Source organism: Raineyella sp. (assembly GCF_034933565.1).
Classification (GTDB): domain Bacteria; phylum Actinomycetota; class Actinomycetes; order Propionibacteriales; family Propionibacteriaceae; genus Raineyella.
On sequence record NZ_JAYFNG010000006.1, the window covers coordinates 13,531 to 26,696 of the forward strand.

The following is a 13,166-nucleotide window of genomic DNA, read 5'->3' on the forward strand; positions in this document are numbered from 1 at the left end:
GACACCGGACGATAGGGTGCTGTCTGCGGGGCCGTCCCGTCCCCTTGTCATGCCCTGGAGGATGCAGTGATCAACAACGCGGTCATCATCGATGCCGTTCGTACGCCGCTGGCCCACAACGGCGGGCCGCTCGCGCCGTACACCTCCGTCGCCGTGCTCGCGCCCCTGCTCGGACGGCTGTACGAGGCCTGCCCGCAGCCCGACCTGTTGCGTGACGTCGTCATCGGGCACGCCCACGGCCTGGTGGGTCTGGGGCGCGACGCCCTCCGACTGGCCGGCGCGCCGCTCGAGGTGCCCGCCATGTCGGTGGAGCGGGGCCGCGCCTCGGGGCTCTCCGCGATCGACTACGCGGCCGACAAGCTGGTCTCGGTCAACACCCCCGGCTACATGATCGCCGGCGGCGTCGAGTCCGGCTCGCAGGCGAACGCCCCGGTGAACCCGGCGATGGCCGATGCCGCCCACGCGCTGGCCGAGGAGTTCCGTGTCACCCGGGAGCAGCGCCGTGCCTACGCCGAACGCTCCCGCGCCCGGGCCGCCGCCTCCGCCGACAAGGGCCTGTTCGACCAGGAGATCGTGCCCGTCGGCGATGTCACCACCGACGATCTCAGCTGGGAGGACGCCGATCCGTCGGTGATCGACGACGGTGCCGCCGCGGTGCTGATGATCGACGGCGCCACCCACCGCCGGCTGCGCCGGCCCGGTCTGCGGGTCACCGCCAGCGCGACGTTCGGCTGCGACCCCGCCCGGGTCGGCTGGAGCATCGTGCCGGCGATCGAGAAGGTGCTCTACGCCACCCGGCTGAAGCTGGAGCAGTTCGACGTGATCGAGTTCGACGAGGCGTTCGCCTCCAATGTGCTGGTCGCCTGCACCGCCCTGCGCGTCGACCCCGAACGGGTCTGCCGTCAGGGCGGGTCGATCGCCTTCGGGCATCCCTGGGGCGCGTCCGGCGCGGTCGTGATGACCCGCCTCTTCACCCAGCTCGTCCGCCAGGGGCAGGGCCGCTTCGGCCTCGCCGCCGTCTCCGCCGGATCCGGCCAGGGCATCGCCATGGTGGTCGAACGGTGCTGATCGAGGCCGACCACGTCACCCACACGTACGGGGAGGGCCCCGCTGCCCGTACGGTCCTGACGGACCTGTCGGTGCGACTGGAGGAACCCCGGGTGGGCGTGGTCGGTCACAACGGATCGGGCAAATCGACCTTCGCCCGGATGGTGAACGGCCTGATCGTGCCGTCCCGGGGCAGGATCCTGGTCGACGGCCGCGACACCGCCGGCCAGGCCAAGGAGATCCGCAGGCATGTCGGGTTCCTGTTCACCGACCCGGACAACCAGATCATCATGCCGACGGTGGCCGAGGACGTCGCCTTCGGGCTGCGCCGCAGCAAGCTCCCCCGCGAGGAGATCGACCGCCGGGTCGGGGAGCTGCTGGACCGGTTCGGGCTGTCGGGACACGCCGACCACCCGGCCCACCTGCTCTCCGGTGGCCAGAAGCAGCTGCTGGCGCTGGCATCGGTCCTGGTCACCCGGCCGGACATCCTGGTGATGGACGAGCCGACCACCCTGCTGGACCTGCGCAACGCCCGGATCATCGGCGAGGTCGTCGCCGGGCTCGACCAGCAGGTGCTGCTGGTCACCCACCACCTGCACCTGCTGGAGACCTTCGACCGGGTGCTCGTCTTCGACGGCGGGCGCCTGGTGGCCGACGACTCCCCCGCCCCCGCGCTGGCGTACTACCAGGAGCTGATGGCGGTTTGATGCAGTCCACCCTCGGCCTGTACCGGCCCGGCAGCAGTCTGCTGCACCGGGCCCCGGCCGGCCTGAAGCTCCTCGCCCTGGTCGTCCTCGGTGCCTCGTCGGTCCTGCTCACCCACTGGTGGCTCGTCCTCGCCCTGCTGGGCGTGCTGCTCGGGGCGTACGGACTGGCCGGCATCGGTCCCCGGGTGATCGTCAAGCAGATCCGCCCGATGCTGTGGCTGCTCTCGTTCACCGCCGTCTACCACGTGTGGGCCGCGACGTGGCAGCGCGCGGTGGTGGTGACGTTCACCATCGTGCTGCTGGTGCTCGCCGCCGCGCTGGTCACCCTGACCACCCCGACGTCCGCGCTGATCGACGCGGTGGTGCGGGTGGTCGGGCCGCTGCGACGCTTCGGCGTGGACCCGGACCGGGTCGGGCTGATGCTCACCCTCGGCATCCGCTGCGTCCCGCTGGTCGCCGACCTCGCCGCCCAGGTCCGTGAGGCCCAGCTGGCCCGCGGTGCGGGGACCAGCTGGAAGGCCTTCGCGGTGCCGCTGATCGTCCGCGCCCTGCGGGAGGCCGATGCGATGGGCGAGGCCCTGGTGGCCCGCGGCGTCGACGACGACTGACGTCCCTGCAGGTTCCCCAGCCGCGACGCGTGCCTTCCCGACCGGTCCGTACGGCCCTCGCGGGAGCGCTTCGCCGCGCCTCTCAGCTGCGCTTCGCGTGCGCCTCTCAGGAGCGCTTCGCGCGGGGCCGCACCTCCACCTGCACCGGGGTGCCGCGGAAGCCGAAGTCCTCCCGCAGCCGCCGCTCCACGAAGCGGACGTAGCCGGCGTCGAGGTCACCGGTGGTGAACAGGACGAAGGTCGGCGGACCGGCCTGGGCCTGGGTGCCGAAGAGGATCCGCGGCTGCTTGCCGCCGCGCAGCGGGTGCGGGTGGGCGGCGACGAGCCGGCCGAGGAACGCGTTGAGCTTGCCGGTCGACACTCGGGTCTCCCAGCCTTCGAGCGCGGTGTCGATCGCCGCCCGCAGCTTGACGACGTTGCGGCCGGTGAGGGCCGAGATGTTGACGTGGTCGGCCCACTGGAACTGCACCAGGTCGCGTTCGATCTCGCGGTCCAGGTAGCGACGCCGCTCCTCGTCGGTGAGGTCCCACTTGTTGAAGGCGATCACCAGGGCGCGTCCGGCGTCCTCCACCATCGACAGGATCCGCAGGTCCTGCTCGGAGACCTCCTCCGAGGCGTCGATCACCGCCACGCACACCTCGGCCCGCTCGATCGCCGTGGCCGTCCGCAGCGAGGCGTAGTACTCGTGGCCGGATGCCTCCTTGACCCGCTTGCGCAGGCCCGCCGTGTCGATGAACCGGTAGACCTCCCCGCCGACCTCGACGAGCTCGTCGACCGGGTCGACGGTCGTACCGGAGATGTCCGAGACGACCGAACGCTGGGCGCCGACCAGCCGGTTGAGCAGGGACGACTTGCCGACGTTCGGCTTGCCGACGATGGCGACCCGTCGCGGCCCGCCCACCGGCTCCTCGGCCACCGCGGAGGTCTGCGGCAGCACCTCGACGATCGCGTCGAGCAGGTCACCGGTGCCGCGACCGTGGATGGCCGACACCGGCCACGGCTGGCCGAGACCGAGGTTCCACATCGAGGCGGCCTCCGCCTCGGTGCGCTGGTCGTCCACCTTGTTCGCGGCGAGCACGACCGGCTTGCGCGACCTGCGCAGCACGTTCACCACTGCCTGGTCCTCGTCGAGGGTGCCGACGGTTGCGTCGACGACCAGCACCACGGCGTCGGCGGCGTTGATCGCCAGCTCGGCCTGCTCGGCGATCCGGGCGGCCAGCCCCTTGGCGTCGGAGGCCCAGCCGCCGGTGTCGACGACGACGAAGTCGCGCCCGTTCCAGGTGGCGTCGTACGAGATGCGGTCGCGGGTGACCCCGGGAACGTCCTGGACCACGGCCTCGCGCCGGCCGATGATGCGGTTCACCAGCGTCGACTTGCCGACATTGGGGCGTCCGACGATGGCGACGACGGGCTTCTGGGTCTCGGTCACCGACACAGCCTAGTGCAGGGCCGCACCGATCCGCGCCTGGCCGGGTGCCCGGCCGGGCTCATCCCGGACGTGTCCCGGGCTCAGGCCGGCACGATCCGGCCGCGCGGGATGCCGGGCAGTGGGGTCCCGGTCAGCTCGGTGGCCTGCCGGACGTGGGCGGCCAGCTGCACCCGCAGCTCCTCCGCGGCGGAACGTACGACGGCCTGGAGCCGCGGCCACGGCACCTGCCGGACGGCCAGCGGGGCGCCGAAGACGACGTGCATCCGGGAGCGCAGTCGCGGGGTGCTGTGCGGGCTGTCCCCGGCGGCGCGGGTCCCGAGCATCGCCACCGGCACGATCGGGGCACCGGTGACCATCGCCAGGTAGCTGGCCCCCGACCTGATCCAGGCGAAGTCGCCGGTGTCGCGCATCCCCTCCGGGAAGACCACCAGGGCCGAGCCGTCGCGCAGCACCCGGATGCACCGGTCGACCGCCGTACGGTCCACGACGACGTCCCGGTCGATCGGGATCTGGCCCGAACGGCTCAGGGCGCCGCCCATCATCCCCCGGAACAGTTCCTGCTTCGCCAGAGCGTACGTGGGGCGTCGCGGCGACATCAGCACCGCCAGCGGCCCGTCCAGGGTCGCGATGTGGTTCGCCGCGAGGATCACCGGCCCCTCGGCGGGCACCTGCTCGGCACCGTGCACCCGGACGTCCCACAGGGCCCCGACGACGGCCCGACCGGGCCCGCGGAGGATGCGCAACAGGCCGCGGCGCGGCGCCGGGAGGTGATCCGTACGCGGCAGCCCGGCCGGCCCCTCGGCCCGATGGACGCCCGTGGTGCCCGGACCGTCGACCGACTCCGCGGGGCTCGTGGAGCCCGGCACGGTCGCGGGGGACGCCAGGTCGCTGCGGGTGTCCACGGTCATCGCGGGGTCCTCTCGGTCAGTGCTCCTCGGCGAGCGTCTGCTCGACGAGGCCGACGACCCGGCCCACCACGGTGGGCAGGTCGTCGTACGTGGAGTCGATGACGGTGACGCCCTCGGCCGCCTCGGTGAAGGCCGTCACCCGGGAGTCGTCGCGGTCGCGGCGGATCACCTGGTCGGTGACCTCGGCTCCGGTGGCCCGGCCGCCGAGTTCGGCGGCCCGGCGTGCCACCCGGGCCTGCGGATCGGCGACCAGCAGGATCCGGACCTGCGCGTCCGGGGCGACCACGGTGGTGATGTCACGGCCCTCCACCACGATGCCGTCTCGGGCAGCGGCGATCGCGGCACGCTGGCGGGCGATCAGCTCGTCGCGTACGCCTTGGATCGAGGACACCTTGGACACCTCGGCGGAGACCCGCGGGGCGCGGATCGCGGCGGTCACGTCGGTCCCGTCGACACTGACCGTCGGGGCCGCCGGATCGGTGCCGACCCGCAGGTCGGTGCGACGCACCATCGCGACCACCGCGTCGGCATCCTCGATCGCGATCCCCGAGGAGAGCCACGCCCAGGCCATCGCCCGGTACATCGCTCCCGTGTCGAGATAGGCCCACCCGAAGTGTTCGGCAACGGCCCGTGAGGTCGAGGACTTGCCCGACCCGCTCGGCCCGTCGATGGCCACGACTACCACGCTGATCACTCTGCCTTTCCTGGTCGACGGTTCCCCACGCCCACATGTCCGGCAGGTGGCCGCCGGGGAAACGTTGCGGCGAAGTGTCTGATCGTAGCCCGCCCGGCGGGCGCGGCGTCCCCGGGCCGCCCGTCATGGAGCAGGCCCCGATGGGGGCCGGACGTCAGGCGTTCCCGGTGCCCGGCGAGGAACCGTCCGGTCAGTCCACCCGCCAGCCGGCGGCCCGCATCGCCTCGGACACCTCGCGGACATGGCCGGGCTCGACGGCCACCTCCAGGTAGCCGACCTGACGGACCAGGTCGTGCTGGATGTCGATGTCCTCGATGTTCACCCCGGCATCGGCGATGTCACGGAACAGCTGGGCGAGTGCACCGCGGGTGTCCGGGATCTCGATCACCACCCGGGCGTAGTCGATCGCCGGCGCCCCGTGCTTGCCCGGGATCTGGCGGGTGCCGTTCACGCCGCGCTGCAGGATCGGGCGCACCTTGTGCGTCGGGTCGTCCAGCGCGGCGATCATCTCGTCGAGGTGATCGCGGACCTCCTCCAGCTCCGGGCGCAGCGCATCGACGTTGCCGGCGATGATCTGCTCCCACAGCTCGGGGTCGGAGCCTGCGATCCGGGTGACGTCGCGCAGCCCCTGGCCGGCGAGCGTCAGGTGGCTGGTCGGGATGCCGAGCAGGTGGTCGGCCATCAGCACCGAGACGAGCTGGGGCAGGTGCGAGACCTGTGCCACGGCACTGTCGTGCTCGTCGGGGGTGAACGCCACGTACCGGGCGCCGCACACCCGGATCAGCGCCCGGACCCGATCGGCGGTGGCCTCGGTGACCTCGCGGTGCGGGGTCACCGCCCAGGTGCGGTCGACGAAGAGGTCGGGGCTGGCGCTGACCGGCCCGGAGTGCTGGCTGCCGGCCATCGGGTGCGAGCCGAGGTAGCGCGACAGGTCCCGGCCGGTGGCCTGCAGCTGGCGCAGCACCCGGCCCTTCACCGAGCCGACATCGGTCACCGCCGCGTTCGGGTAGCGGTCCAGCGCCTCGCCGATCACCGCCGCCAGCGACCGCGGCGGGGTGGCGACCACGACGAGCCGTACGGCCTGCGGGTCGGCCTTCTCGGTGGTCCCCGCGCCGAGCGTCGCCGCGACCCTGGCATGCGACAGCACCGCGTCGGACAGGTGCACCCGCACCCCGGCCCGGGTCAGCGCGGCACCGATCGAGGCTCCGAGCAGTCCCGCACCGATCACCACGGTCGGGTCGAGCTCCTTGACGTCGTTCACTTGGTCTCCTGATCGTCCGGACCGCCGTCATCCAGCAGGCCGGCCAGCGCGGTGCGGCTGATCCGCCGGAACTTGCGCGGCCGGGGCCTGGTGCGGTCCAGGATCGCCACCTCCAGCGCGTCCGGCCCGAGCACCCGGGGGGACGGCGCGGACGTGTCGGCCGCCAGCGCGCGGACCGCGAGTCGGACGACCGTGCCGAGATCGGCCTGCGGGTCGATGCCGCGACGCACCACCTCGGCGATCGCCTCCGTCGCCCCGCCCATCGCGGTGAAGTTCTCCTCATCGGCGATCGACCCGTCGTAGGTCAGCCGGTAGATCTGGTCACCGGCCGGTTCGTCACCGAGCTCGGCGACCACCAGCTCCACCTCGAAAGGCTTCTCGGCCCCGGAGGAGAACGTCGAGCCGAGCAGCTGGGAGTAGGCGTTGGCCAGCATCCGCCCGGTGACGTCCGAACGGTCGTACGCGTAGCCGCGCAGGTCGGCCTGCTGGATGCCGGCGATCCGCAGCTGTTCGAACTCGTTGTAGCGCCCGACGGCCGCGAAGGCGATCCGGTCGTAGATCTCGGAGATCTTGTGCAGGGCCAGCGAGCGGTTCTCGGCGACGAAGCAGATGCCGTCCCGATAGCGCAGCACCACCACCGCCCGCCCGCGGGCGATGCCCTTGCGGGCGAAGTCCGAGCGGTCCTTCATCTGCTGCTCGGGCGCGACGTAGAACGGCATGCTCATCAGCTGTCCCTCCTCCTTCGGACCTGCGATGCGTCCGGCCGGTCGGCCGGTGGAAACGTGGCTGGGTGGTGCCCCGGTCGGGCACCTCGGCCGGGCGGGCCGGTGACCGGGGCCGGTGACCCGAGGGTCAGACCAGCGGCGCGGCCGGACCGTCCGGGCGTCGGCGACGGCCCTCGATCACCCGGTCGGTGATGGCGGTCATCTCCTCGTCCGACAGCTGGTGCACGCCATCGGGCCCGGCGACCATGATGATCGGGTAGATCCGCCGCATCAGGTCGGGGCCGCCGGTCGCCGAATCGTCGTCGGCCGCGTCGAACAGCGCCTGCACCACGACGGTGGCACATCCGGTCAGATCGAGGTCGGGGCGGTAGAGCTTCTTCAGCGAGCCGCGGGCGAAGATCGAGCCGGAGCCGACCGAGTGGAACGCGGTCTCCTCGTAGCGGCCACCGGTCGCGTCGTACGAGAAGATCCGGCCCAGGTCACCGGCCAGGTCCCAGCCGGCGAACAGCGGCACCACGGCCAGGCCCTGCAGCGCATTGCCCAGGTTGCCCCGGATCAGGGCGGCCAGCCGGTTGGCCTTGCCGTCGAGGGACAGCGGCGCACCCTCGATCTTCTCGTAGTGCTCGAGCTCCACCCGGAACAGCCGGACCATCTCGACGGCCAGCCCGGCGGCGCCGGCGATGCCGACCAGCGAGAACTCGTCGGAGGCGTACACCTTCTGGATGTCGCGCTGGGCGATCATGTTGCCCATCGTCGCCCGGCGGTCGCCGGCCATCACCACCCCGTGCGGGAAGGTCGCCGACACGATCGTGGTGCCGTGCGGCGTCAGCCCGTCGGCCGGGCCGGTCGGCACCCGGTGGGTCGGCAGCAGGTCGGGCGCGACCCGGGACAGCAGCTCCGCGAAGGAGCCGGTCAGCTCGTCGGTCACTGTCCGCCCTTCTGCACGAAGCCGCGGACGAACTCCTCGGCGTTGGTCTCCAGGACCGCATCGATCTCGTCGAGCAGGGCGTCGAAGCCCTCGTCCTGCTGCTGCGGCGCCGTGACCAGCGTCTCGGTCTCCTCGACCGCCGCCTCCTCGGCTTGGTGTCGCGCATGCTGCTGCTCGGACATCGGGTCTCCTTCCGCAACCAGGGGCAGGGTCGAGTCTAACCGGCGAACGTGGCGGGGAAGAGATCCACGAGGTCGGCGGGCCGGGTCGCCCGCTCGACCCGCTCCCCCACCAGCGCCCGGGTGCCGGCGAGCGGATCGGTCAGCTCCAGCCGGACGATCCCGCGCCCGCCCTCACCGGCGAAGGTGAGACCGTCCCAACCGGCGCCGAGCAGCTGGTCGACGAACCGGCCGACGATCCGGCCGCGGGCCCAGGCCCGGGTGTCGCCGGGGGGCGTCCGCCGGGCCGCCTCGACCTCGGCGGGGCTGACCAGCGTACGCAGCCGGCCGGCCTGTTCCAGCCGCAGCGCCAGGCTGCGGGTCGGGTCGATGTCGGCGTACTGCAGATCGACCAGGGCGAGCTTCGGGTCGTCCCAGGACAGTCCGTCGCGGGCCCGGAAGGACTCCAGCAGCAGCCGTTTCGCGGCCCAGTCCAGCCGGTCGGCCGTCGCCCGCCAGTCGACCCGCAGGTCGTCGAGCACCCGCTGCCAGGCCTCGAGCAGCGCCAGCTCCTCGGTGCCGAGGTCGTCCAGGCCGCGACAGGCGTCGAGCCAGGCCTGCTGGATGTCCAGCGCGGTGGCGGCGCGGCCGTCACGCAGGGCGACCGTACGGGTCAGGTCGGGGTCATGGGAGATCGCCCGGAAGGCCTCGACCGGGCGCAGCGGGCGCAGATCGGGGGCCCGGTCGGCCTCCACCAGCCGGACGGCCAGGGCGGCGGTGCCGACCTTCAGCCAGCCGGCGACCTGGGCCTGGTTGGCGTCGCCGGTGATCACGTGCAGTCGCCGCCACCGCCGGCGCAGCGCATGCGGCTCGTCGCGGGTGTTGATGATCGGCCGGTGCACGGTGGTCTCCAGGGCCACCTCGGTCTCGAAGAAGTCCGGGCGCTGGCCGAGCTGGAACCCGGCCGCCTGGCCCGCCTGGCCGATCCCGACCCGGCCGGCGCCGATCACCACGGTCCGCGAGACCAGGAAGCCGGTGAGATCGCGGACGATCCGCTCGAACGGCACAGCGCGGGCCACCAGATAGTTCTCGTGGGTGCCGTACGAGGCGCCCTTGGAGTCGGTGTTGTTGCGGTAGAGCCGGATCTCGTGACCGATCGCCGCCGAGGCGGCCCGGGTCGCCTCGAGCATGATCGCGTCACCGGCCCGGTCCCAGACCACGGCGTCGCGGGCGGTGCGGACCTCCGGCCCGGAGTACTCCGGGTGGGCGTGGTCGACGTAGAGCCGCGCCCCGTTGTCCAGCATGGCGTTGCCGAGGCCCTGGTCGGTGTCGGTGAGCTGGTCGAGGCTGGCCCGTTCCCGCGGCAGGGTGAAGCCCCGGGCGTCGATCAGCGGCGACTCGGCGGTGTAGTCCCACCGGCCCTGGCCGAAGCCGATCGACTCCAGATAGGTGCGGACGACATGGTTGGCCAGGTACATCGGGTGCGGGACCTCGGCCGCCGGCACACCCAGCAGGCTGATGCCGTACTCGGTCTCCAGCCCGTGCACCCGGGGCCCGCTCACCGCGCGGTGACGCTGCGGCGGCGCAGCACCGCACTCGCGACCAGCCGCCAGCCGACCAGCAGCACCGACAGGGTGATCACGCTGACCAGCACGAAGGTCCAGTGCGTCGACCCGCCGGTGAGCACCCGGACGGTGTGGCCGATCACGACGGTGACCAGCATCAGCCACAGGCCGTTGAGCGGACGCGTCCCGTCGCGCCACAGCCGCAGCACGCCCCAGCCGGCGAGGCAGCCGAGCAGGAACGGCCATGCCGTCGCGGCCACCGACCCGAGGCCGACCGCCTCCCCGTGGGCGCCGCGGCCCAGCGCGGCGAAGACGACGACGCAGACGAGATCGAGCAGTAGCACGTACGGGGTCCTCATGCGCCCATCCTGACAGGTGCGGCCGGCCCCGGGCCGGAGCAACCACGGGGCGACCGTCCGGTCATCGGCAGGGATCCGCTCACAGGTACTGGCCGGTGCCCGGTCCCGGGGCCGCTTCGGCGTGGTGCAGCGCCCGGACCGCGACGATCGTCTCCCCGGCGTGGTCGCCCTGGTCGGTCCCCAGCACCCGGGCCCAGTCGGCCGGGTCCGCGGTGGGCCGGTCGGTGTTGTCGGTGAGCTCGGTGCGGGTCGACCGGAGCAGATGGTCGACGCTGATCCCGGCCGGGCCGCCGGCGAGCACGTCCTTGATGGCGTACTTCTTCGCCCGCGCGACGATCGACTCGATCATGGCGCCCGAGACCAGGTCGCCGGAACGGATGACCCCGGTCGCCCCGGAGGCGTACGTCACCTCGAAGACCTCGGCGGCGGCGTCGGTGGCGTAGAGCCGGTCGAGCGTCGCCTCGATCATCGCGGCCCGGCTCTCGCCGGCGCGGATCGGCACCCGGGCGTTCAGGTAGGTGGCGAAGATCTCCTCGGCGGCCTCCCGGTCGGGCCGCTGGATCCGGATCTTCACATCGAACCGGCCGGGGCGCAGGATCGCCGGGTCGATCATGTCCTGACGGTTCGAGGCGCCGATCACGATGACGTTGGCGAGCTTCTCCACCCCGTCGATCTCGGCCAGCAGCTGCGGCACGATCGTCGTCTCGACATCGGAGGACAGGCCGGTGCCGCGGGTGCGGAAGATCGACTCCATCTCGTCGAAGAAGATCACCACCGGGGCACCGTCGGAGGCCTTGTCACGGGCCCGCTGGAAGACCACCCGGATCTGGCGCTCGGACTCGCCGACGTACTTGTTGAGCAGCTGGGGGCCCTTGATGTTGAAGAAGTACGCCCGGCCGTCGGCGCCGCCCTCGCCGGACAGCGAGTGGGCCACCGCCTTGGCGATCATCGTCTTGCCGCAGCCGGGCGGGCCGTAGAGCAGGATGCCCTTGGGTGGGGTGAGGTCGTAGGCGCCGAACAGCTCCCGGTGCCGGAACGGCAGCTCCACCGCGTCGCGGATCTGTTCGATCTGGGCGCCGAGCCCGCCGATGTCCTCGTACCCGACGCTCGGGGTCTCCTCAAGGATCAGGTCGGCGACGTCGGTGGTGGGGACCCGGCCCAGCGCGATGCCGGCGCGGGTGTCGACGAGCAGGGACTGGCCGACGCGCAGCTGCTGGTCGGCCAGCACTGCGGACCGGTGCAGCACCTCCTCGCGGTCGGTGCCGGTGGTGACCAGCACCCGGCCGTCGTCGAGGGCCTCCTTCACGGTCGCCAGCTCGCCGGTGAGCGCGGCCTCCGTGACGCCGATCACCTGCGGGACGTCGTTGAGCAGCACCTGCGTGCCGACCCGCAGCGCCGACATCTCCACCGACGGCGAGACCTGCACCCGCAGCCGGCGCTGGCCGATCGCCACGTCGGCGAGCTGCTCGCCGGCCACTCCGGTGACCAGACCGAAGGACGACGGCGGCCGTCGCAGCTCGTCGAGCTTGCCCTTCAGCGCCACCAGCTGGTCGCGGGTCTGGGCCAGCACGTCGGTGAGCCGCTGGTTCTGGTCGGCGGCGCCGCGCGCGTCGGTGCGCAGCTGCGCGACCCGGCGGTCGGCCGAGCCCTTCTCCTGGGACAGCCGCCGGGACTGCTCGGTCAGCGTACGGACCTCGTCGCGCAGGCGGTAGATCTCCGCCTGCAGCTGGTCCGGGCTCGGGTCACTCATCGGTGTCCTCCTCGGCCTCGGCGATCGGCACCCCGGGCGGGATCGGGCCGTGGTAGTCGGGACCGTACGCCCCCGGGGCGGGGCGGCGCTTGCGCAACGGCGCGTCGACACCGTGGGCCATCCGGCGGGCGATCACCAGGAAGCCGGTGTGGCCCGAGGTCTGGTGGCCGGGCCGGATCGCCAGGCCCTCGGCATGCCAGGACCGGATGGTCGTCTCCGTCGCCCGCGGCTCGGTGTAGCAGCGGGTGGCGCGCATCGTGTCCATCACCCTACCCATCTGGGTGGTCGTCGCGACGTACACGCACAGCAGACCGCCGCCGACCAGGCGCTCGGTGACCGCCTCGAGGCAGTCCCACGGTGCCAGCATGTCCAGCACCACCCGGTCGACCTCGTCGTCGGTGATCACCTCGGCGAGGTCGCCGTGGTGCAGCTGCCAGGTGGGCGGCCGGCCACCGTAGAACCCGGTGACGTTGCGCTCGGCGACGGCGGCGAACTCCGGGCGCCGCTCGTAGGAATGGACGACGCCGGTCGGCCCGACCGCGCGCAGCAGCGACACGGTCAGCGCGCCCGAGCCGACCCCCGCCTCCAGCACCCGGGCCCCGGGGAAGACATCGGTGAACATGGTGATCATCGCGGCGTCCTTGGGATAGATCACCGCCGCGCCGCGCTTCATCGAGACGGTGAACTCCTCCAGCAGCGGCCGGAAGCACACGTACGTCTGGCCGAGGCTGGACTCGACGGTGACCCCGTCCGGGCCGCCGATCAGCGCGTCGTGGCGGATCTCGCCGCGGGCGGTGAAGAACGACCCGCCCGGCTGCAGCACGATGGAGTGCCGCCGCCCCTTGACGTCGGAGAGGTTGACCCGCTCCCCCGCCTCGAGGGGACCCAGCCGTACGCCGGACCAGTGGGGGTCGTTTCCGGTCACGTGGTGCCGCCCTTTCGCGTTCGTTCGTGTCTCAGCTGTTCGTGCTCGACTGCCATGGCCCAGGTGTCCGTGCCGGACAGCGCGGCTCGGGTGTTCGTACTC

Annotated in this window: 13 protein-coding genes and 1 pseudogene; 3 read left to right on the forward strand and 11 right to left on the reverse strand. The window is 72.5% G+C overall.

Annotation, left to right across the window (positions count from 1 at the left end):
* The first annotated feature begins 66 nt into the window (after positions 1–66).
* Genes VB059_RS01755 through VB059_RS01765 form a run of 3 tightly spaced genes read left to right on the forward strand, consistent with a single transcriptional unit; the run spans position 67 to position 2,362 of the window.
* Positions 67–1,068: an acetyl-CoA C-acyltransferase gene (locus VB059_RS01755; protein ID WP_323420302.1), complete on the forward strand. Its 1,002-nt coding sequence runs from the start codon at positions 67–69 to the stop codon at positions 1,066–1,068.
* Complete coding sequence (locus tag VB059_RS01760) at positions 1,062–1,754, forward strand: ABC transporter ATP-binding protein (RefSeq protein WP_323420303.1); 693 nt, start codon at positions 1,062–1,064, stop codon at positions 1,752–1,754. Before VB059_RS01755 ends, VB059_RS01760 begins: the two co-directional genes overlap by 7 nt.
* Positions 1,754–2,362, forward strand: coding sequence for an energy-coupling factor transporter transmembrane protein EcfT (locus VB059_RS01765; RefSeq protein WP_323420384.1), 609 nt, complete (start codon positions 1,754–1,756; stop codon positions 2,360–2,362). The genes VB059_RS01760 and VB059_RS01765 overlap by 1 nt, the downstream gene beginning before the upstream one ends.
* A gap of 106 nt (positions 2,363–2,468) precedes the next feature.
* Here VB059_RS01765 and der read toward each other — a convergent pair whose 3' ends face one another.
* The 11 genes and pseudogenes from der to VB059_RS01820 all read right to left on the reverse strand — a co-directional run.
* Positions 2,469–3,797, reverse strand: coding sequence for a ribosome biogenesis GTPase Der (gene der, locus VB059_RS01770; protein ID WP_323420304.1), 1,329 nt, complete (start codon positions 3,795–3,797; stop codon positions 2,469–2,471).
* Between the two features lie 74 nt (positions 3,798–3,871).
* Complete coding sequence (locus VB059_RS01775; RefSeq protein ID WP_323420305.1) at positions 3,872–4,699, reverse strand: lysophospholipid acyltransferase family protein; 828 nt, start codon at positions 4,697–4,699, stop codon at positions 3,872–3,874.
* A 16-nt stretch (positions 4,700–4,715) separates the two neighbouring features.
* Positions 4,716–5,393 carry a (d)CMP kinase gene (gene cmk, locus VB059_RS01780; protein WP_323420306.1) on the reverse strand — a complete coding sequence of 226 codons (678 nt, stop codon included), beginning with the start codon at positions 5,391–5,393 and terminating at the stop codon, positions 4,716–4,718.
* Between the two features lie 190 nt (positions 5,394–5,583).
* Positions 5,584–6,654, reverse strand: a complete 1,071-nt coding sequence (locus tag VB059_RS01785) for a prephenate dehydrogenase (RefSeq protein WP_323420307.1) — start codon at positions 6,652–6,654, stop codon at positions 5,584–5,586.
* On the reverse strand, positions 6,651–7,379 hold the full coding sequence (gene prcA / locus VB059_RS01790) for a proteasome subunit alpha (protein ID WP_323420308.1): 729 nt from the start codon (positions 7,377–7,379) through the stop codon (positions 6,651–6,653). The genes VB059_RS01785 and prcA overlap by 4 nt, the downstream gene beginning before the upstream one ends.
* Positions 7,380–7,506: 127 nt before the next feature.
* Positions 7,507–8,307: a proteasome subunit beta gene (gene prcB, locus VB059_RS01795; protein ID WP_323420309.1), complete on the reverse strand. Its 801-nt coding sequence runs from the start codon at positions 8,305–8,307 to the stop codon at positions 7,507–7,509.
* Positions 8,304–8,489, reverse strand: a complete 186-nt coding sequence (locus VB059_RS01800; protein WP_323420310.1) for a ubiquitin-like protein Pup — start codon at positions 8,487–8,489, stop codon at positions 8,304–8,306. Before VB059_RS01800 ends, prcB begins: the two co-directional genes overlap by 4 nt.
* A gap of 35 nt (positions 8,490–8,524) precedes the next feature.
* The gene (gene dop / locus VB059_RS01805; RefSeq protein WP_323420311.1) at positions 8,525–10,027 is read right to left on the reverse strand and encodes a depupylase/deamidase Dop; all 1,503 of its coding nucleotides are present in this window, start codon (positions 10,025–10,027) and stop codon (positions 8,525–8,527) included.
* Positions 10,024–10,389 (reverse strand): DUF3054 domain-containing protein, encoded by a 366-nt coding sequence (locus VB059_RS01810; RefSeq protein ID WP_323420312.1) that lies wholly within the window; start codon positions 10,387–10,389, stop codon positions 10,024–10,026. Before VB059_RS01810 ends, dop begins: the two co-directional genes overlap by 4 nt.
* A 79-nt stretch (positions 10,390–10,468) precedes the next feature.
* Positions 10,469–12,139 carry a proteasome ATPase gene (arc, locus tag VB059_RS01815; RefSeq protein ID WP_323420313.1) on the reverse strand — a complete coding sequence of 557 codons (1,671 nt, stop codon included), beginning with the start codon at positions 12,137–12,139 and terminating at the stop codon, positions 10,469–10,471.
* Positions 12,132–13,025: pseudogene (locus VB059_RS01820) on the reverse strand (tRNA (adenine-N1)-methyltransferase); the annotation flags it as partial. The gene arc and the pseudogene VB059_RS01820, both read right to left, overlap by 8 nt.
* Positions 13,026–13,166 lie beyond the last annotated feature (141 nt).

What these genes read in the sequence shown, in the direction of transcription:
- VB059_RS01810 (WP_323420312.1), bottom strand. Translation starts at nt 10,389, where the DNA reads ATGAGGACCCCGTACGTGCTACTGCTCGATCTCGTCTGCGTCGTCGTC.
- arc (WP_323420313.1), bottom strand. Translation starts at nt 12,139, where the DNA reads ATGAGTGACCCGAGCCCGGACCAGCTGCAGGCGGAGATCTACCGCCTG.
- VB059_RS01775 (WP_323420305.1), bottom strand. Translation starts at nt 4,699, where the DNA reads ATGACCGTGGACACCCGCAGCGACCTGGCGTCCCCCGCGACCGTGCCG.
- VB059_RS01800 (WP_323420310.1), bottom strand. Translation starts at nt 8,489, where the DNA reads ATGTCCGAGCAGCAGCATGCGCGACACCAAGCCGAGGAGGCGGCGGTC.
- prcA (WP_323420308.1), bottom strand. Translation starts at nt 7,379, where the DNA reads ATGAGCATGCCGTTCTACGTCGCGCCCGAGCAGCAGATGAAGGACCGC.
- VB059_RS01765 (WP_323420384.1), top strand. Translation starts at nt 1,754, where the DNA reads ATGCAGTCCACCCTCGGCCTGTACCGGCCCGGCAGCAGTCTGCTGCAC.